Origin of the sequence: Streptomyces capillispiralis, assembly GCF_007829875.1 — a bacterium.
GTDB lineage: Bacteria > Actinomycetota > Actinomycetes > Streptomycetales > Streptomycetaceae > Streptomyces > Streptomyces capillispiralis.
Genome location: NZ_VIWV01000001.1, coordinates 6,786,397 through 6,804,570, shown reverse-complemented (window position 1 = coordinate 6,804,570; position 18,174 = coordinate 6,786,397). Strand labels below are relative to the sequence as shown.

Annotated in this window: 19 protein-coding genes; 11 read left to right on the top strand and 8 right to left on the bottom strand. The window is 74.3% G+C overall.

Translation table 11 applies throughout. From position 1 onward, the window contains the following. The first annotated feature begins 12 nt into the window (after positions 1 to 12). The gene (locus FHX78_RS29835) at positions 13 to 483 is read left to right on the top strand and encodes a pyridoxamine 5'-phosphate oxidase family protein (protein WP_145870489.1); all 471 of its coding nucleotides are present in this window, start codon (positions 13 to 15) and stop codon (positions 481 to 483) included. A 69-nt stretch (positions 484 to 552) separates the two neighbouring features. On the opposite strand, the gene FHX78_RS29830 is transcribed toward FHX78_RS29835, so the two are convergent. Further along, positions 553 to 1,467, bottom strand: a complete 915-nt coding sequence (locus tag FHX78_RS29830) for a LysR family transcriptional regulator (RefSeq protein ID WP_145870488.1) — start codon at positions 1,465 to 1,467, stop codon at positions 553 to 555. A 75-nt stretch (positions 1,468 to 1,542) separates the two neighbouring features. Between FHX78_RS29830 and FHX78_RS29825 the strand changes: the two genes are divergently transcribed. Further along, positions 1,543 to 2,487: a DMT family transporter gene (locus FHX78_RS29825; protein WP_145870487.1), complete on the top strand. Its 945-nt coding sequence runs from the start codon at positions 1,543 to 1,545 to the stop codon at positions 2,485 to 2,487. Between the two features lie 21 nt (positions 2,488 to 2,508). Here the strand turns inward: FHX78_RS29825 and FHX78_RS29820 are convergent, their stop codons facing one another. Continuing rightward, positions 2,509 to 3,846, bottom strand: a complete 1,338-nt coding sequence (locus tag FHX78_RS29820; RefSeq protein ID WP_145870486.1) for an aminotransferase class I/II-fold pyridoxal phosphate-dependent enzyme — start codon at positions 3,844 to 3,846, stop codon at positions 2,509 to 2,511. 35 nt (positions 3,847 to 3,881) lie between these two features. On the opposite strand from FHX78_RS29820, the gene FHX78_RS29815 reads away from it, so the two are divergent. After that, entirely contained in the window at positions 3,882 to 4,556 is a 675-nt protein-coding gene (locus FHX78_RS29815; protein WP_145870485.1) for a pyridoxamine 5'-phosphate oxidase family protein, read from the top strand. Between the two features lie 204 nt (positions 4,557 to 4,760). Here the strand turns inward: FHX78_RS29815 and FHX78_RS29810 are convergent, their stop codons facing one another. The 4 genes from FHX78_RS29810 to FHX78_RS29795 all read right to left on the bottom strand — a co-directional run bounded on the left by FHX78_RS29810 (position 4,761) and on the right by FHX78_RS29795 (position 8,340). Continuing rightward, positions 4,761 to 5,714, bottom strand: coding sequence for a DMT family transporter (locus FHX78_RS29810; RefSeq protein ID WP_145870484.1), 954 nt, complete (start codon positions 5,712 to 5,714; stop codon positions 4,761 to 4,763). 224 nt (positions 5,715 to 5,938) lie between these two features. After that, positions 5,939 to 6,940: an EamA family transporter gene (locus FHX78_RS29805; protein ID WP_145870483.1), complete on the bottom strand. Its 1,002-nt coding sequence runs from the start codon at positions 6,938 to 6,940 to the stop codon at positions 5,939 to 5,941. A gap of 46 nt (positions 6,941 to 6,986) precedes the next feature. Then, a complete protein-coding gene (locus FHX78_RS29800; protein ID WP_145870482.1) occupies positions 6,987 to 7,541 on the bottom strand; it encodes a Clp protease N-terminal domain-containing protein in 555 nt (184 codons plus the stop codon). Between the two features lie 169 nt (positions 7,542 to 7,710). Then, positions 7,711 to 8,340, bottom strand: a complete 630-nt coding sequence (locus FHX78_RS29795; protein ID WP_145870481.1) for a PadR family transcriptional regulator — start codon at positions 8,338 to 8,340, stop codon at positions 7,711 to 7,713. 189 nt (positions 8,341 to 8,529) lie between these two features. On the opposite strand from FHX78_RS29795, the gene FHX78_RS29790 reads away from it, so the two are divergent. Beyond that, complete coding sequence (locus FHX78_RS29790; RefSeq protein ID WP_145870480.1) at positions 8,530 to 9,579, top strand: LacI family DNA-binding transcriptional regulator; 1,050 nt, start codon at positions 8,530 to 8,532, stop codon at positions 9,577 to 9,579. A 153-nt stretch (positions 9,580 to 9,732) separates the two neighbouring features. Further along, complete coding sequence (locus FHX78_RS29785) at positions 9,733 to 10,542, top strand: PhzF family phenazine biosynthesis protein (protein ID WP_145870479.1); 810 nt, start codon at positions 9,733 to 9,735, stop codon at positions 10,540 to 10,542. 61 nt (positions 10,543 to 10,603) lie between these two features. On the opposite strand, the gene FHX78_RS29780 is transcribed toward FHX78_RS29785, so the two are convergent. Continuing rightward, positions 10,604 to 11,413 (bottom strand): CPBP family intramembrane glutamic endopeptidase, encoded by an 810-nt coding sequence (locus FHX78_RS29780; protein WP_145870478.1) that lies wholly within the window; start codon positions 11,411 to 11,413, stop codon positions 10,604 to 10,606. 78 nt (positions 11,414 to 11,491) lie between these two features. Continuing rightward, complete coding sequence (locus FHX78_RS29775; RefSeq protein ID WP_145870477.1) at positions 11,492 to 13,009, bottom strand: glutamate-cysteine ligase family protein; 1,518 nt, start codon at positions 13,007 to 13,009, stop codon at positions 11,492 to 11,494. Positions 13,010 to 13,573: 564 nt separating this feature from the next. On the opposite strand from FHX78_RS29775, the gene FHX78_RS29770 reads away from it, so the two are divergent. The 6 genes from FHX78_RS29770 (at position 13,574) to modB (ending at position 18,174) form a co-directional block, all read left to right on the top strand. Further along, positions 13,574 to 14,158, top strand: coding sequence for a hypothetical protein (locus FHX78_RS29770; RefSeq protein ID WP_145870476.1), 585 nt, complete (start codon positions 13,574 to 13,576; stop codon positions 14,156 to 14,158). 356 nt (positions 14,159 to 14,514) lie between these two features. Continuing rightward, positions 14,515 to 14,715 carry a DUF5999 family protein gene (locus tag FHX78_RS29765; protein ID WP_145870475.1) on the top strand — a complete coding sequence of 67 codons (201 nt, stop codon included), beginning with the start codon at positions 14,515 to 14,517 and terminating at the stop codon, positions 14,713 to 14,715. Positions 14,716 to 14,860: 145 nt separating this feature from the next. Further along, on the top strand, positions 14,861 to 15,895 hold the full coding sequence (locus FHX78_RS29760; protein ID WP_145870474.1) for a LacI family DNA-binding transcriptional regulator: 1,035 nt from the start codon (positions 14,861 to 14,863) through the stop codon (positions 15,893 to 15,895). A gap of 103 nt (positions 15,896 to 15,998) precedes the next feature. Further along, complete coding sequence (locus tag FHX78_RS29755) at positions 15,999 to 16,394, top strand: TOBE domain-containing protein (protein WP_145870473.1); 396 nt, start codon at positions 15,999 to 16,001, stop codon at positions 16,392 to 16,394. 164 nt (positions 16,395 to 16,558) lie between these two features. Then, the gene (gene modA, locus FHX78_RS29750) at positions 16,559 to 17,365 is read left to right on the top strand and encodes a molybdate ABC transporter substrate-binding protein (protein WP_145870472.1); all 807 of its coding nucleotides are present in this window, start codon (positions 16,559 to 16,561) and stop codon (positions 17,363 to 17,365) included. Then, a complete protein-coding gene (modB, locus tag FHX78_RS29745) occupies positions 17,362 to 18,174 on the top strand; it encodes a molybdate ABC transporter permease subunit (RefSeq protein WP_229924011.1) in 813 nt (270 codons plus the stop codon). Before modA ends, modB begins: the two co-directional genes overlap by 4 nt.

The following is an 18,174-nucleotide window of genomic DNA, read 5'->3' as shown; positions in this document are numbered from 1 at the left end:
CGAGGGGAACCGATGACCACAGGCCAGCGCCGCGGCCGCAGGATCATGATGACGCCCGGGGAACTGGACGACTTCCTCACGGCCCAGCGCACCTGCCGGGTCGCCACGGTGTCCGCCGACGGCGCGCCGCACGTCAGCACGCTCTGGTTCGCCTGGGACGGCACCTCGCTGTGGCTGTACTCCGTGGTGCGCAGCAGACGCTGGGCGGACCTGCGCCGCGACCCCCGGGTGGCGGTCGTGGTCGACACGGGCGAGGAGTACGACGAACTGCGCGGGGCGGAGCTGTCCGGGCGGGTGGAGTTCGTGGGCGAGGTGCCGTGCACCGGTGAGCTGTGCGCGGAACTCGACCTCGCCGAGACGCTGTTCGCCCGCAAGAACTTCGGCCTGGACGAGATGCCCCACGACGGCCGCCACGCCTGGCTGCGCCTGACCCCGGAGAAGACCGTGTCGTGGGACTTCAGGAAGCTGTCGACACTGTCGTAGCACGGCCGGGGCTCGGTTCCGGCGCGCGGGCCGCGGCAACCCCGCCCCGCCCCGCCCGGGACGCTCGGCTCAGACCGCCCCCGCCCCGACACGGGCGCCGGCGGCCCGCAGCGCCCGCACCGCCGCCCGGATCGACGGGCGGCGGTCGGCGTCCGCACGCCACACCACGAAGACGTGCCGCCGTACGCGCTGCCTGAGCGGGACGGTCACCACCCCCGAGGGCAGCGGATCGCGTCCCAGGAGCGGTGCGACGCAGACGCCCAGCCCTGCGGCGACCAGGCCGAGTTGGGTGTGGCTCTCGGCGGCGCGGTGGCCGACGACCGGCTCGATGCCCTTGGAGCGCAGGGTGAACATCAGCCACTCGTGGCAGAACTCGCCCTCGCCCCAGGTGATCCACTCCTCCTCGGCCAGCTCGGCGAGGTCCACCTCGTCACGGTCGGCGAGCCGGTGGCCGGCCGGCAGCGCCACATCGGCCGGGTCGTCCAGCAGGGGTGCTTTGACCAGGCCGTCGGGCAGCGGCATCGGCTTGTTGTACCAGTCGAGCAGCACCGCGAGGTCGAGGTCCCCGCGCACCACCCCCCGGATGCCCTGCTCCGGTTCCAGTTCGCGGGAGCGCACGCGCAGCGCGGGATGCCGCGCGCGCAGATCGCCGAGCGCCGCCGGGAACAGCCCTCGCGCGGCGGTGGGGAACGCCGAGACGCGCAGCTCCCCGACGACCTGGCCCCGCTGCGCCTCCAGATCGGACTGGGCGAGTTCCACCTGGGAGAGGATGCGCGCGGCGTGCTCGGCGAGCAGCCGGCCCGCGTCCGTGAGCCGGACACCGCGCCCGTTCTTGGCGAGCAGCCGCTGGCCGACCTCCCGCTCCAGCTTGGACATCTGCTGCGAGACGGCGGAGGTCGTGATGTGCAGACCCTCGGCCGCCCCGCTGACCGAGCCGTGCCGGGCGAGGGCGTCGAGGGTGCGCAGGCGCTCCAGGTTCAACATGTAAGCGATGCTACGAGATACCGCGTGCGAAATCTCGATTGTGCTACGAGATGGCTGTCCCCCATCGTTGCGTCCATGAGCAGCGTCACCGCGACCACCACCACGCCGAGCCCGGCCCCTTCGGCCCCGCGAGGGGCCCGCCCCCGCCTGGACTGGCGTCTGCGCTTCGGCGCCCTGTCCCTGATCTGGGGCTTCAGTTTCCTCCTCATCAAGGTCGGCACCCAGGGCTACGCCCCCTTCCAGGTCACGCTCGGCCGGCTGGCCTTCGGCACCGCCGTCCTCGCGGTCGCGATGGCGGTACGGCGGGAGGGGCTGCCGCGCGGTGCGCGCACCTGGGGCCACCTCGCGGTCGCCGGATTCCTGCTGAACGCGCTGCCGTTCTCGCTGTTCGCCTTCGCGGAGCTGACCATCCCGTCCACGCTGGCCGGCATCTGCAACGCGACCTCGCCGCTGTGGGGCATGGCGCTGTCGCTGGTGGCCCTGTCCGAGGACCGGCCGACCCGGGTGCGGGTGGCGGGGCTCGGGGTGGGCTTCCTCGGGGTGCTGACCGTGCTGGGCGCCTGGCAGGGTTTCCAGGGCCTGGACGCCCGCGGCACCGCGCTGGCCCTGCTGGCCTCGCTGAGCTATCCCGTCGGCTGGATCTACGTCCGCCGCACCCTGGCGGGCAGCAGCCACTCCCACCTGTCCCTGACCGGCGGCCAGTTGCTGCTGGCCACGGTCCAACTGGCCGTGGTGACACCGCTGTTCACCACCCTGCCGACCACCGTCGCCGTGGGGCCGCTGCTGGCGATCGCCGCGCTGGGCACGCTGGGCACCGGACTGGCCGTCCTCGTCCAGTACGGCATAGTCGCCGAGGTCGGTCCGACGACCGGCCAGATGGTCACTTACTTCGTCCCGGTGATCGCCGCCGCGGCCGGTGTCGCACTGCTCGGCGAGACGCTGACCTGGTCGACGCCGGTGGGCGCCGTGATCGTACTGGCGGGTGCGGCGCTGACGCAGGTCGGGCCGAAGAGGGCGTAGCCGCCTGCGTGCCCGGACCGTTCAGACGTAGGTCCGCGAGGGGGCACCGGCGGGGCCGGCCGCCGCGGCGATCGCCTCGGCCAGGGGTTCGATGTCGTCCTGGCTGAGCGTGGAGACGGTGATACGGATGCCCGGCGGCGCGCTCATCCGGAAGCGGGCGCCGGGGGCCACCGCCCAGCCGGCGTGCAGCAGCCGGGCGACGGCGCCGGTCTCGTCCGGGACGGGCACCCACACGTTCATGCCGCTGCGCCCGCGCGCCTCGATCCCGCGCCGGGCGAGCGCCCCGGCCAGGGCGTCCCGGCGCCGCCCGTACCGCGCCGCCACGGCCGCCGGGTCCACCGCGCCGTCGCTCCACAGCCGGACCACCGCGCGCTGCGCGATCCGGCTGACCCAGCCGGGCCCGAGCCGCTGCCGTCCGCGCACCCGGTCGAGGGTGACCGCGTCCCCGGTGAGCACCGCGAGCCGCAGATCGGGGCCGTACGCCTTGGCCGTCGAGCGGACGAAGGCCCAGGCGCGGGTGGTGCCCGCGAGGGGGTGCAGCGGGAGGTCGACGATGTGGTGTCCGTGGTCGTCCTCGATCAGCAGGGTGTCCTGGTGCTCCGCGAGCACCGCCCGCAGGGCACGCGCGCGGGCGGCGCTCAGCGCTGCGCCCGTCGGGTTCTGCGCGCGGTCGGTGACGACCAGGGCCCGTGCGCCGCCCGCCAGCGCGCCGCGCACGGCGTCGGGGAGCGGCCCCTCGTCGTCGACGCCGACGGGGACGGTCCGCAGGCCCAGCGCCGGGACCAGGTCCAGCAGGCTCCCCCACCCGGGGTCCTCCACCGCGACCGCGTCCCCCGGTCTGAGGTGCGCCGCGAGCACCCGTTCCAGGGCGTCCAGCGCGCCCGAGGTGACGGCGACGGGTCCGTCGGGCACACCGTCGGCGTCCAGTCCGGCGCGGGCCAGGCGCGCCAGCTCGGGCTCCACGGGCGCGTGCCCGTAGAGCACCGGCTCCCGGTCGCCCTGTGCGGCCGCCGCCGCGAACGCCCCGGCCAGCGCGGGGAGCAGCGCGGGATCCGGATTGCCCTCGGACAGGTCCCGCACGCCCGGCGGGACCTCCACGCGAAGGAGGTCGCGCGCGGTGGTGGCCGGCTTGGGCCGCACCCGGCTCCCCCGCCGGCCCGCGGTCTCGATGACCCCGCGCTCGCGCAGGGTCCGGTACGCGGCCGCGACCGTGTTCGGGTTCACCCCGAGCCGTTCCGCCAACTCCCGCAGGGGAGGTAGCAGTTCACCCGGACGCAGTGCCCCTGCCGCCACCGCCCGTTCCACGCTCGCGGAAATCTCCGCTGCGCGCCGCCCACTGATCGGATACTCTCCTAGCACAAAACCAAGTATGCACTAGTGCAATGGAGAGCGCCATGCAGGGGACCCGACAGCCCGCCGACACCTACCCGCCCACCGGCCGCACCGTCCCCACCCGCTCCCCCGACCGCGCCGCGTACGACAAGGAGCTGGTGCACGCGATACTCGACGAGGGCTACGTCTGCCACCTCGGTTTCGTCCGGGACGGCGCGCCGGTGGTGCTGCCCACCCTGTACGCGCGGGTCGGCGAGCGCCTCTACGTCCACGGCTCGACCGGCTCGCGCCCGCTGCGCGCGGCGGGACAGGCCGGCCCCGGTCTCCCGGTCTGCCTGACCGTCACCCACGTGGACGGGCTGGTGCTGGCCCGCTCGGCCTTCCACCACTCGGTCAACTACCGCTCCGTGGTGGTGCACGGAGCGGCGTACGACGTGACGGACCCCGAGGAGAAGCGGCAGGCGCTCGACGCCCTGGTCGACCATGTCGTACCGGGGCGCGCCGCCGACTCCCGGCCGGCCGACAAGAAGGAGCTGGCCGCCACCGCGGTCATCCGCCTCGATCTCCGGGAGGTGTCCGCCAAGCTCCGCACGGGCGGTGTCAACGACGAGCCCGAGGACCTGGCCCTGCCCCACTGGGCGGGCGTGCTCCCGCTGCGCAAGGGCTACGACGCCCCTGTCGCCGACCCCGGCCTGGCCCCCGGCACCGCACTGCCCGGCTACCTGGCAGCCCTGTGATGCCGGTCCACCCTGGGACGCGCCCCGCGACGCCGCCGCCCGGCGGCGCCGGTACGCCGGCCGGCGGTTCGGAGCGGTGCGGGAACGGATCGCGGCGCCGGACCGGACGGCCGGGACGGCGCGCGGGACGCGGCGGCCCGCGCGCGTCCTGACCCGCGCGCCGTCCCGGCCCGGGGCCCTTCCCGCCGGAAGGGCCCCGCACCGTCACGCCGGCACGGCCTCCCGCTCCGCCCTGCGGGCCTTCGCTCCCCGTGCCTCGCCCACCGCGAGGCCCGCGACCGAGCCCAGCATCAGCAGGGTGCCGGCCAGGGTGGCCACCGTGAGCCGCTCACCGAGCAGGGCGACCGCCAGCACCGCCGCGCTCACCGGCTCCAGCAGCATGATCACGGACACGGTGGCCGACCGTACGACAGCGGCGCCGGCGAAGTAGAGGCCGTAGGCGAGCGCCGTCGGCACGCCGGCCACGTAGGCCAGCAGGCACAGCAGTGCACCGGGGGCGTCGGTGTGCGGCACCAGTCCCTCGAGCGCGGCGAACGGCAGCAGCACCAGGCTGGTGACGGCGAACGCGCCGACGGTCATACCGGAGGAGTCCGTGCCGCCGTCGCGTCCCCACCAGCGGGTGAGGAGGGTCATCGCGGAGTATCCGGCCGCGGACAGCAGGGCGAGCAGGACGCCCCAGGTGTCGACGGTGGTCTCGCCGTCGCCGAGGACCAGCACGACGAGCCCGGCGAGGGCGCCCACGACGGCGGCCGCCCCGCCGCGTCCCAGGCGCTCGCCCATGGTCGCCCGCGCACCGAGTGCGATCAGCACGGGTCCGGCGCCGAGGGTGACCACGGTGGCCACGGCGAGTCCGGTGGCGGCCACGGCCGCGAAGTAGGCGGTCTGGAAGACCGCCAGGCCGATCCCAGTGGCCGCGGCCCGCAGCACCCGGCGGCGGAGCGGCTGGGGTGCGGCGGTCCGGGCGCGCCGCAGCAGGCGGGCGCCGAGCAGCAGCACCAGGCCGGCCGCGCAGCGCCAGAAGGACAGGGCGACGGGCCCCATGTCGCTGGTCCGGTAGACCAGGGAGGCGGCCGCGCCCGCGGTGCCCCAGGCGGCACCGGCGATGATCAGATAGAGGAGGCCTCGCCCGACGGGCAGGCCGGAGACGGCGTTCGACACGTGTTCTCTCCGCAGAGGTGCGCGCCCCGCGCGTCGGCGCGGGCGCGGAAGTTCGGGAAGGGATCCCGGGCCGGGCCCGGAGGGGCCGGTTCGACGGGATCCGCGGACTTCGTCTGCGGGCAGCACCGTTCCGCCCGGCGGCATGCCGGGCCGGTGGACCGGAGGGCCCGCCTCAGGCGGCCGGAGGCGGAAGAACGAGTGCGCGAGCGTGCACAATCGGCACCTTATGCGGTCGTTCCCGGCGTGGACAACTCCCGGTCGGGCCCGCCGCCGGCCACCGGCTCCGCGGAGCCCTTGGCGGGGGCCGACGACTGGGCGATGAAGGCGCCGGTCAGGACGACCGCGCCGCCCACGATCTGCGGCGCCGACAGGTGCTCGCCGAGCAGGACCCAGGCCAGCACGGTCGCGATGACCGCCTCCAGGCGGGCCACGACACCGGCGACCTGCGGCGAGAGCCGGCGCACCGAGACCACCCCGGTGACGTACGCGACGACCGTGGCGACGAGGACGATCCAGGCCAGCAGCGCGAAGGCGGCGACGGGGGTGCCGTCCAGCTCGGCGCTGCCCGTGAGCACGGACCACTCCATGGACCAGGGGCGCGCGACGACGGTCAGCACGGCTGCGCCGATCAGCAGCCCGTAGGCGATCACCCCGAGCGGGTCGGGCGCCTCGTCGGCGTCGCTGCCCTGGTCGGACAGGACGAAGTAGCCGACCTGGCAGCAGGCGGCGCCGAGCGCCAGCAGCAGCCCCAGGGCGTCGAAGCCGAGCCCCGACCACACCTCCACGACGCAGGCCAGCCCGCCGACGGCCAGGACCACGCCGGCCGCGGCGGCACGGGTCACCGGCCGTCGCTGCACGAAGCGCACCCAGCCGAGGACGAGCGCGGGCGCCAGGTACTCCACCAGCAGCGCCACCCCGACGGGGATGCGGGAGAGGGCGGCGAAGTAGCAGGCCTGGACGCCGGCCACGGCGAGCAGGCCGAACCCGGCGAGCAGCCCCGGCCGGCGGCGCAGCAGCCCCCGGTGGCGCACCGCCAGCGGCAGCATGACGAGTGCCGCGCCCGCCACGCGCAGCCAGACCACGTGGAGCGGGTCGAGACCCGCCTCGATCAGCGGCTTCGCCGCCACACCGGAACCACCGAAGGCCAACGCGGACAGCAGCGCGAGGCCGAGCCCGACGCCCTTGGACTGGTTGCTCCGGGTACTGACAGAGGTAGGCACCGGCACATGATGGCAGGCGCCGACAGGAGCGTCACCCCCTGTGACACCTGTCTCACCGGCTGGACTCCCCGGGGCGGGCCGCGGCCCGCGTCTCGAGCCGGTCGGACAGTTCGCAGGGGTCGATCCCGGCCCGCAGGAGCACTTCGACGGCCCGCGCCTGCGGGTCCACGACGATCGCCGCGAGCAGGTCGGTGCCGCGGGCCGGGCCGCGGCCGCGGCGGGCGGCGCGCTCGCGGGCGTGCGCCATACAGCGCGCGGCCAGCGGGGAGAAGCCGGCGGTCTCGGGCACCGCGGGGACGCCGCCGGAGTCCTCGACCGCGCTCTGCCAGCGCAGGCCGTAGCCGATGCTGCGCTGGACCAGGTAGCCGAGCAGCCGCGCGATCCGCGGATCCTCGCCGAAGACGGCGCCCACCTCGGCGTCGGACTCCAGCAGCGAGTGCAGCAGATGGGCGGTGTCGATCTGGCGGTCCCCGTCCCGGACCGCCCTGCGCCGGGCACCGGTGACCACCGCCGCCAGCTCGGCACTGAGCCCGGCGTCGCCGTCCGCGCGGTGGATGTCCTGCTCCGGGAGCTCCTCGGCCGACTGCCGGGGGATACGGGGTTGCACAGTCTCCACCCCATCAGCACCGGCGGGCCCGGGACATCCCCGGCGGGGAGCATCTTCGCGTCCCACGGGGAGTGGACGTCCCGGGCCGTAATCTCCTCCTTGCGAAGGAGATCAGGGTGTTGCGCGCGAAGGGGCGCACGCCGCCGCCCGCCGCGCCCCACCGGTCCGCTCAGTCCTCGTCGGCGAGGATCAGGTACAGCTTCTTGCGGGTTTCGTTGATCACGGCGAGGGCCTTGTCCCGCTGGTCCTTGCTGCCGGTCTTCCAGACCTGCCCGAAGGCCTCCATCAGCCCGAAGCCGGCCTGCCGGATCTCGCTCAGCGCCTCCCAGTCGACCCCGCGCGAGGCCTCCTCCCAGGGAGCCTCGGGACCGTCCTCGGCCGCCGTGCGGCCGGCCTCGGTGAGGGAGAACAGCTTCTTGCCGCCCTCGGACTCGCTGGCGATCAGCCCCTCGTCCTCCAGCAGCTGGAGGGTGGGGTACACGGATCCGGGGCTGGGCTTCCACGCCCCGCCGCTGCGCTCGGCGATCTCCTGGATCATCTCGTAGCCGTGCATGGGGCGGTCCTTGAGCAGGGCCAGGATCGATGCCCGTACGTCACCGCGCCGCGCCCTCCCCCTCGGCCCGCCGCGCCCGCGACCGCCCCAGGGGCCGTGTCCGAAGCCCGGCCCGAAGGGGCCGCCGGGACCACCCGGTCCGCCCGGCCCGAAGGGACCGAAGGCCGCGCGCAGCCTGTCGAAGTCGCCGCGACCGCCGCGCGGGCCTCCGTGACCGTGTCCGTGCTCGAAACCATGGGTGTGCATCGCCACCCCTCCATTCCATCGCTGATCTGTCACGATGCCTCAACGATATATCGTAAACACGGGACCGACAACCCCCTCCCGCAGACCGGCGGTCCCGGAGCCGGCGCCCGGCGGAAACCGCCTGCTCATGCGGCCGGTCGACGGCTAACGTGGTCGGCGCCCGGGCAACTGCGCGCATCGGAGAACGTGTTGACGGAACGGCCGAACGGACATCGCCCCACCCTCGAGGACGTGGCACGCCGGGCAGGGGTGTCGAAGTCCACCGTGTCCCGTGTGATCAACGGCGAGCCGAAAGTGCGGGCGGCGGTCGCGGACCGCGTCCGGCAGGCGGTGGCCGCCCTCGGCTACGTCCCCAACCAGGCCGCCCGAAGCCTGGTCACCCGGCGCAGCAACGCCGTCGCCGTGGTGGTCACCGAACCGCAGAACCGCCTCTTCGTGGACCCGTACTTCGACTGCCATCTGCGGGGCATCCGGCAGGAACTCGTCCGGCGGGGAGCGCAGCCGGTGCTGCTGTTCATCGAGGACCCGGACGACTATCCGCGCGTCGGCACCTTCCTGGGCGGCGGCCACGTCGACGGCGCCCTGCTGTTCTCGCTGCGTACCGACGATCCGCTGCCCGCCATGGTCGCGCACATGGACCTGCCCGCGGTCTTCGGCGGCCGTCCGGCCGGCGGCTCCGGCCACCGCGGCCGCGGCTACGCGTCCGTCGACGCCGACAACCGCGGCGGGGCCAGGGAAGCCGTCCGGCACCTCGTGTCACTGGGGCGCCGGCGCATCGGGACGATCACCGGACCGCTCGACCAGACCTCCGCGGCCGACCGTCTCGACGGGTACCGCGACGTACTCCTCGACGCCCCGGCCGAGCTGGTCGCCGAGGGCGACTTCACGCTCCGGGGCGGTGCCGACGCCATGGCCGCGCTCCTCGACCGCTGCCCCGACCTGGACGCGGTGTTCGTCGCCTCGGACCTGATGGCCTCCGGTGCCCTGCGCGTGCTGCGGGAGCGCGGGCGCCGCGTCCCCGAGGACGTGGCGGTCGTCGGCTTCGACGACCTCGTCGCCATCGCCGAGGCGACGGAGCCACCGCTCACCACCGTGCGCCAGGACATCGAGGACATGGGACGCCTGATGGCCCGGCTGCTGTTCGAACGGGCCTCGGACGAGCCCGCGTCACGGGACGGCCGCCCCGCGCCGTCCTCCGTGGTCACCCCGACCCGTCTGGTCGTACGCGCGTCCGCCTGACCGGGCGGCACCCGGTCCGCCGCTCGGGGCTGGCCCGCTGCGGCGCCCGGCGGAGCGCACCGGCCGGACCGGTCGCCGGGCGGCCCGGCGACCGGGCCGCGACCCGCGAATTGGCCTTGGCCCGCGGGTTCACCCGGCCCGTACCGTCGGGCCATGCGCATTCGAATCGTCGACGCCTTCACCGACCGGCCCTTCGCCGGCAACCCCGCCGGGGTGCTGCTGCTCGACCGCTTCCCGGACGACCCCTGGCTCCAGAGCGTGGCCCTGGAGGTCAACCACGCCGAGACGGCGTTCGCCCACCCGCTCCCCGCCGGCGGGGACGCCGACTGGGCCCTGCGCTGGTTCACCCCCGCCACCGAGGTCGCGATGTGCGGACACGCGACGCTGGCCACCGCGCACGTCCTGCACACCACCGGCGCGCACCGGGGCCCGGTGCGGTTCGCCACCCGCAGCGGCGTGCTCGTCGCCACCCCCGGGGAGGACGGCGGCATCACCCTGGACTTCCCCACGGCCCCGCTCACCGCGGTCGAGGTCCCCGAGGGCGTCGCCGAGGCGCTGGGCGCCGCGCCGCTCACGGCGTTCGACACCGGCCCGAACGTCGGCGACCTGCTCGTCGAGATCGCCGACGAGCGGACCGTGCACGCGCTGCGGCCCGACCTCGTGGCCCTGGCCGCCTACTCCGAGCGCGGCGTCATCGCCACCGCGCGCGCCGAGAACCCGGCCCTGGGCTACGACTTCGTCTCCCGCTGCTTCTTCCCGAACGTCGGCATCGACGAGGACCCCGTCACCGGCAGCGCGCACACCGCCCTGGCCCCCTACTGGTCCGAGCGCCTCGGCCGGTCCGTCCTCACCGGTCTCCAGGCCTCGGCCCGCTCCGGCCGCGTCCGCACCGAACTGCGCGGCGGCCGCACCCTGCTGAGCGGACGGGCCGTGACGGTCATCGAGGGCGACCTGCTGGTCTGAACCGGGTACGGGTCGGGGGCGTACGGCCGTGCCGTACGCCCCCGACCCGGTTCCGGGCCGCTCACGCCGTGGGCAGCCAGTCCACCTCGCCGGCCAGCAGCGCGTACCCCACGAACGCCCCCACGTCGAGCAGCGTGTGGGCGACCACCAGCGGCCCGACGCGGCCCCAGCGCCGGTAGAGGTGGACGAACACCACGCCCATCACCATGTTCCCGATGAAGCCGCCGATGCCCTGGTAGAGGTGGTACGACCCGCGCAGCACCGCACTGGCCGCGAGGGAGGCGCCCGGGGTCCAGCCCAACTGGTCCAGGCGGCGCAGCAGATAGGCCACGACGACGACCTCTTCGAGGATCGAGTTCTGCATCGCCGAGAGGATGAGCACCGGGTACTTCCACCACACCTCGGGCAGCGCCTCCGGCACCACCGTGAGGTTGAAGCCCAGCCCGCGCGCCGCCAGGTAGAAGGCGATGCCGCTGCTGCCGATGACCGCCGCGACGGCCGCTCCGCGGCCGAGGTCGGGCCAGGGGCGGGTGCGGTCGAAGCCGAGGGTGCGCAGTCCCGCGCCCTCCCGGAGCAGCAGGTGCGCGACCAGGGCGACGGGGACCAGTGCCGTGGTGATCCCGAAGAGCTGCCAGGCCAGGTCGAGCCAGGGGCGGCCCGGCGCGGCCGACGCGTTGAGGGTGGCCGCCTGGTCCTTCAGTCCGCCCGGTTCGGTGACCGAGCCGAGGAAACTGATCAGCGCGGACACTCCGCTCGCGCCGAGCGACAGCGCGAGCACGAGCAGGGTCTCGTCGCGGAGCGTCGTCCGCGACGGCCTCCGCCCGGGACGCTCAGGATACGAATCGGCCCCCGGGCCCGCCTCCGCCTGCACACCTGCCTCCACATCACCGATCGGTCCGATCAGTATGAGGGCAGTGGCTGTGGGGCTGGCCCGGGGTCCGCGTGGCCGTCAGCCCGTCGGCACCGGGTCGGGCAGGCCCACCGGCCAGGTGTGCACCGGCTCGCCCTGCTCCGTCAGCTCCCGGTAGCGGCGGGTGGTGGCGGCGAGCGCGGCCTCCCGGCCGAGCCCCGAGTCGAGGGCCCGGTGGAAGGTCGCCGCCTGCCAGGTCGCGCCGTTCACCCGGCGCCGGCACCGTTCCTCGATCACCCCGAGGTACCGGTCGCGGTCGGCGGGTTCGATCCCCCACGCGTCCAGCCCGGCCTCGGCGAGCGGCAGCAGCTCGTCGCGTACGAGGGTGACCGCGTCCACCTCTCCGGTGCCGCCGTACCGGCCGCGCCGGGGCCAGGTGAGGCGGGCGTCGATGCCGTCCTTGCAGGCCGCGTCGAAGTTGGCGGCGGCGGCCTCGAACGGCAGCCGGGACCACACCGGCCGGCTGTCCTCGGCGAGGGCGCGGACCACTCCGTAGTAGAAGGCCGCGTTGGCGATGACGTCGGTGACGGTGGGCCCGGCGGGCAGTACGCGGTTCTCCACCCGCAGGTGGGGGACGCCGTCGGCGATGCCGTAGACCGGGCGGTTCCAGCGGTAGACCGTGCCGTTGTGGAGGACCAGCTCGGCGAGGGAGGGGATGCCTCCCGCGTCCAGCACCTCCAGCGGGTCCTCGTCGTCGCAGATCGGCAGCAGGGCCGGGTAGTAGCGCAGGTTCTCCTCGAAGAGGTCGAACGCCGAGGTCACCCAGCGCTCGCCGAACCAGGTGCGGGGCCGCACGCCCTGGGCCTGGAGCTCGGGCGGGCGGGTGTCGGTGGACTGCTGGAACAGCGGCGGCCGGGACTCCCGCCACAGCTCGCGGCCGAACAGGAACGGCGAGTTGGCCCCCACGGCGATCTGGGCGGCGGCGACGGCCTGGGCCGCGTTCCACACGCCGGCGAAGCGCTCCGGGGTGACCTGGAGGTGCAGCTGCACCGAGGTGCAGGCGGCCTCGGGGGCGATGGACTTCGAGGTGCAGCTGAGGCGCTCGACGCCGTCGATGTCGAGCGTGAAGTCCTCGCCGCGCGCGGCCACGATCTGCTCGTTGAGCAATGCGTAGCGGTCGACGTCGGAGAGATTCGAGGAGACGAGGTCGTCCCGGTCCAGTGTCGGAAGGATGCCGATCATCACGATTCCGGCGTCCACCTCACCGGCTTTCCGGTCGGCGTAGGCGAGCGAGGTGCGCAGTTCCTCGTCGAGCCGGTCGAATACCCGGCCGCCCAATCGGTGGGGAGCGATGTTCACTTCCAGATTGAACATGGCGAGCTCTGTTTGGAAGTCCCTGCTGGCGATCCGTTCAAGGACTTGCGCATTCAACATTTTCGGCATGCCGTCGGCGCCCGCGAGATTCAATTCGATCTCCAGCCCCATGAGGTTCTTGGGGCGGTCGAACCGCTTCTCCGCCAGGAGTCGCTCCAGGCCCGTCAGGCAACTGCGGAGCTTCTCGCGGTAGCGCTGGCGATCGGACAGGTCGAATGGGCCTGCCACGACCTTCTCCCCCATCGAAGCGTCCCTCCTCGGATGGGCGGACCGAAGATCGGCCGCCGGGGTCCCGGTCCACAGGGGAGGATGCCCCGCGGATGCGATCGATAACGTCCCGGACGGGCCCGTCGACCGCTAGTCTGGTCGAAGGTGACCAGTGGCACATTCACGAGGCAAGGCGCGAGGCCCTCGGATCGAGTCGGCTACGAACTCGTGAAAAACGCCGACGAGAATGGGCCGACCGCATCGCCGCCATTTTTCGAGGTCATCGGCGTGCCCCCACTGTGGAATCGGGATGATTTTCGCGTTTCTCCGGCCAGAAGTACCCTTGTTCCGCCGGTCGAAAACAGCTAGCCGAAACACAGCGTGAACACACGTCGTATAAACTTCGCGCACAAGGCAGAAGGTTGGCGCCCTCGGTCGAGCGATCCAGCCGAGAGGTGGCGTGACGGTCGTCCTCACCCCCGCCTCTCGGGCTCAGACCCCCGGCCCCTGCCTCTCTGACCTTCGCGAGCTGACAGCGCCGTCCGCCACGCCACGCCCCGCCCTCGCGCCACTGTGCCTTCGAATGAGAGGCGACCCACCATGCCGCTGCATGTCCCCCCGGCTCCCGCGCCCGCACTGCGTTCCGTCCTGACCGCGCTCTCCTCACCGGCCGCGGTCCGCGAAGCCCGAACTCCCTCCCTGCTCGGCGCCTCGGGACCCGCCTCACCCGAGGTGCCGCTTCCCGTCCACGTCCTGGACCGGGTCACCGCCGACGGCGGGACCTCGACACGGCTGGCCGGGTGGCGTTTCCTGATCCGCACCGGCGACCGCGCGGTGGCCGCCGCGGACACCGTGCTCACCGCCGACGGCTGGGCCTTCTCCCGCTTCTTCGAGGGCCCTTACATCACGTCCACCGAACTCGCGCTGCGCCAGGCCGAGGCGATGGCCCAGCCGTACCAGCCCCGGCTGCTGTCGGTGCCCGGCCTCTACATGCTGGCGCTCTGGCTGCACGGCGACACCACCGCGGACGGCGCCACCGGTGACCCGGCCGCCACCGATCTGCTCGTCCCGCTCGCGCCGGCCCCGCCCGGCATCGCGGCCCACCGCCCGCACCGGGTCACCGAACTGCTTCCGGTCCTGACCCACCGCGTGGCACCGACCCGTCTGCTCGGCTCCCCCGCCTGACCGTCCACCCCCGTGTGCCCCGCCGCCCGCACCCGCGGGCGGCGGGGCGCGCCCGTCCCCCGGCCCGGCCGGACCACGTTCTGCCGACGACCGGGGCCAGGACAGGGCCTAGCCCCATCGGGCCACGTCGAACCACCCGAAGGGACGGTGCAGTTGAGGTGAACCGTCCGCGCGGGTGACGCGTCATCAACCTGTGAGGAGCGGTGCCGCGAAATCCCTGCGGATCGGTGTCCGTGGGGCAACACTGGTTTCCGACCGACTTATCACAACGGGGGGCGGTCATGAACGAAGCTTCACGCCGCGGAACTGACACGACAGCCGACTCACAGGCCACCACAGAGCGAGAGAACCCACCCATGTGCCAGCACCAGCCACCGTGCCCCTCAGCCGACTCCGCCGACCGGGAATCCGCCCGCCTCGTGGCGCACCACCCGGAGCAGGGCTGGAGCCTGCTGTGCAACGGTGTCGTGCTCTTCGAGGACACCGGCGAGCTTCTGCCCGACGGCAGGATCATCGCCCCGCAGCGCCCTCGCAGCGCCAGCCTGACCACCGCCTGAGCACGACCGGGCGGACGGAACCGCCCGGCGACCCCAGGGGCCGGACCGCGGGACCTCCTGCGAACCGGCCCCGACGCGTGTCCGCGGTGGCTCACTCACCGTGGTCCGCCGCACGGAAGGCGTGACCGGCGGCTCCCCCGGGCAAGTGGCAGCACAGGGGGCCGACGCCGGCGGCAGAGTCACGATCACGGAGATCGCCCGGCGGGCCGGCGTCTCCGTGCCGACCGTCTCCCGCGTGGTCGACGGCCGCTCCGACGTCTCCCCGCGGACCCGGGCCCGGGTCGAGGACCTGCTGCGCCGGCAGGGCCACCACAAGCGCCCCACCACCTCGCCCTCGCGTGCCGCCCTGCTCGACCTGGTCTTCAACGACCTGGACAGCCCCTGGGCCGTGGAGATCATCCGCGGGGTGGAGGAGGTCGCCCACGACGCCGGGGTGGGCACCGTGGTGTCGGCGGTCCACGGCCGCTCCGGCGACGCCCGGGAGTGGATGCGCACCCTGCGGGCGCGCGCGTCCGACGGCGTGATCCTCGTGACCTCGGCACTGGAACCCCCGCTCCACGAGGAGCTGCGCGTCCTCGGGGTGCCGCTGGTGGTCGTGGACCCGGCGGGCTCCCCCGCGCTGGACCTGCCCACCATCGGCGCCGCCAACTGGTCGGGCGGCATGGCCGCCACCGACCACCTGCCGGCGCTCGGGCACCGCAGGATCGGCCTGATCGCCGGACCGCCGCGCCTGCTCTGCTCCCGCGCCCGGCTCGACGGCCACCGGGCGGCACCGGAACGCGCCGGTGTCCCGCTGGACGCGTCGCTGGTCGTCCCCGGCGACTTCCCCCCGGAGTCCGGCTTCGCCGGCTGCGCCGCCCTGCTGGACCTGCCGGAGCCGCCGACCGCGCTGTTCGCGGCTGGCGACCGGATGGCGCTGGGCCCGGCCGAGGCGCTGCGCGGCCGAGGGCTCAGGGTGCCGCAGGACATGAGCGTGGCCGGCTTCGACGACCTCCCGGAGGTCCGCTCGTCGGCCCCGCCGCTGACCACGGTCCGCCGGCCCCTCGCCGACATGGGCCGGCTCGCTGTCCACACCGTGCTCCGCCTCACCCGGGGCGAACAGCCGGACTCCCCCCGCGTGGAACTGGGCACGGAGCTGATCGTCCGGGCGAGCACGGCCGCTCCCGGCACGGCTGCTTGAGCCCTTCCGGACGGCACGCGGGCCCCCGGTCCGGTGCGGCCCGGCGCCGTGCCCCGCCGCCCCCGCCCGCCGCACACCCGCGGCGCGCCCTATCGTGACCGGCATGCAGTCCTACACGATCGGCCAGGCAGCGAGGCTGCTCGGAGTGAGCCCGGACACCGCCCGCCGCTGGGCGGACGCGGGGCGCCTTACCACCCACCGGGACGACGGCGGACGGCGGGTCGTGGACGGGCGGGACCTGGCCGCGTTCTCCGTGGAGCTCGCCAAGGCGGGCACCGTCGAGGAAGGGACCCCGTACACCTCCGCGCGCAACGCCTTCCCCGGCATCGTCACCGCGATCAAGCTGGGCGACGTCGCCGCCCAGGTCGAGATCCAGGCCGGCCCGCACCGACTGGTCTCGCTGCTCACCCGGGAGGCGGTCGAGGAACTGGGCCTGGAGGTCGGTGTGGAGGCCACCGCACGCGTGAAGTCGACGAATGTCCATATCGACCGCACCTGACCGGAGCGGGCCTGCTATGTGAACGCACATGCGCACCCCTTCGTCCTCCTTCCTGGCTCATGCGAACCCACAGGGGCATGCCGCCTGGCAGATGCGTCAGTATGATCGGCGCAGGGGAAGGTTCCGGAGGCCCTTCCCCCCGGCCCGAGAGGGAGTGCCACGCGATGACCCGTTCCGCTCACCGGACCCGCCGTTCCCGTCGGCTCGCGGGCGCCGGGGCCGTCGCCGTGCTGACGCTCGGCGGCTGCTCCGCGTCCGGACCGGACGCGTCCCGGGACGCCGCCGGGGACGGCCCCACCGGCACCGTCACCGTCTTCGCGGCCGCCTCGCTGCAGGAAAGCTTCACGACACTGGGAGAGCGGTTCGAGAAGGAGCACCCGGGGACCGAGGTCACCTTCAACTTCGGCGGCAGCGACGCGCTGGCGGCCGGCATCGACAACGGCGCCCCGGCCGACGTCTTCGCGGCGGCCAGCGCGAAGACCATGGCGCTCGTCGCGGACCGCGGGCGCACGGCGGGCAGCCCGAGCACCTTCGCCCGCAACCGGCTGCAGATCGCCACCGTCCCGGGCAACCCGCACGGCATCGACTCCCTCGGCGACCTGACGGCGTCCGGCCTCAAGGTCGTCCTGTGCGACGCGACGGTGCCCTGCGGCGCGGCCGCGCGGACGGCCCTGAAAGCCGCCGGCGTCGGACTGACGCCCGTCTCCTACGAGCAGGACGTCAAGAGCGCCTTGACGAAGGTCGAGCTGAAGGAGGCCGACGCCGCCGTCGTGTACCGCACGGATGTGAGGGCGGCCGGTGACAAGGTGGAGGGCGTGGAGTTCCCGGAGTCCGCCGAGGCCGTCAACGACTGCCCGATCGCCCTGCTCGACGACGCCCCCAACCCGTCGGCGGCCAAGGCCTTCATGGCACTGGTGAAGTCGCCCGAGGGCCGGAAGGTCCTCGACGACGCCGGATTCCTGCGGCCGTGACCCCCGCCCCGGCCGCCTCCCGCACCCCGCGTCGCGGTGTCCCCCCGGCCCTCCTCGTGCCGGCCCTCCTCGGCCTGGCCTTCCTCGTCGTCCCCCTCCTCGCCCTCCTCGTCCGCGCCCCCTGGCACAGCCTGCCCGAGCAGCTGACCCGTCCCGCGGTGTGGGAGGCGCTGCGCCTGTCGCTGTTCTGCGCCACCACGGCGACCGCCCTGAGTCTGGTCGTCGGCGTCCCCCTGGCCTGGCTGCTGGCCCGCACGGACTTCCCGGGCCGGGCCCTGGTCCGCGCCCTGGTGACGCTCCCCCTGGTGCTGCCCCCGGTGGTGGGCGGCGTGGCCCTGCTGCTCGCGCTGGGCCGCAACGGGGTCGTCGGCCAGTGGCTGGACGCCTGGTTCGGCATCACCCTGCCCTTCACCACCACCGGCGTCGTGCTCGCCGAGACGTTCGTGGCGATGCCGTTCCTCGTCATCAGCGTCGAGGGCACCCTGCGGGCCGCCGACCCGCGCTACGAGGAGGCGGCCACCACACTGGGCGCCTCCCGCTTCACCGCGTTCCGCCGGGTCACCCTGCCGCTGATCGCGCCCGGCGTCGCGGCGGGCGCCGTGCTGGCCTGGGCCCGGGCGCTCGGGGAGTTCGGCGCGACGATCACCTTCGCCGGCAACTTCCCCGGCCGCACCCAGACCATGCCGCTCGCGGTCTACCTCGCCCTGCAGAACGACCCGGCCGCCGCGATCGCCCTCAGCCTGGTCCTGCTGGCGGTGTCCATCGCCGTACTGGCCGGGCTGCGGGACCGCTGGATGAGGACGGTCTGA

Excerpts from the sequence above, each read along its gene's own strand:
- FHX78_RS29835 (WP_145870489.1), top strand. The coding sequence starts at position 13 with ATGACCACAGGCCAGCGCCGCGGCCGCAGGATCATGATGACGCCCGGG.
- FHX78_RS29830 (WP_145870488.1), bottom strand. The coding sequence starts at position 1,467 with ATGTTGAACCTGGAGCGCCTGCGCACCCTCGACGCCCTCGCCCGGCAC.
- FHX78_RS29825 (WP_145870487.1), top strand. The coding sequence starts at position 1,543 with ATGAGCAGCGTCACCGCGACCACCACCACGCCGAGCCCGGCCCCTTCG.
- FHX78_RS29815 (WP_145870485.1), top strand. The coding sequence starts at position 3,882 with ATGCAGGGGACCCGACAGCCCGCCGACACCTACCCGCCCACCGGCCGC.
- FHX78_RS29795 (WP_145870481.1), bottom strand. The coding sequence starts at position 8,340 with ATGCACACCCATGGTTTCGAGCACGGACACGGTCACGGAGGCCCGCGC.
- FHX78_RS29785 (WP_145870479.1), top strand. The coding sequence starts at position 9,733 with ATGCGCATTCGAATCGTCGACGCCTTCACCGACCGGCCCTTCGCCGGC.
- FHX78_RS29775 (WP_145870477.1), bottom strand. The coding sequence starts at position 13,009 with ATGGGGGAGAAGGTCGTGGCAGGCCCATTCGACCTGTCCGATCGCCAG.
- FHX78_RS29770 (WP_145870476.1), top strand. The coding sequence starts at position 13,574 with ATGCCGCTGCATGTCCCCCCGGCTCCCGCGCCCGCACTGCGTTCCGTC.
- FHX78_RS29765 (WP_145870475.1), top strand. The coding sequence starts at position 14,515 with ATGTGCCAGCACCAGCCACCGTGCCCCTCAGCCGACTCCGCCGACCGG.
- FHX78_RS29755 (WP_145870473.1), top strand. The coding sequence starts at position 15,999 with ATGCAGTCCTACACGATCGGCCAGGCAGCGAGGCTGCTCGGAGTGAGC.
- modA (WP_145870472.1), top strand. The coding sequence starts at position 16,559 with ATGACCCGTTCCGCTCACCGGACCCGCCGTTCCCGTCGGCTCGCGGGC.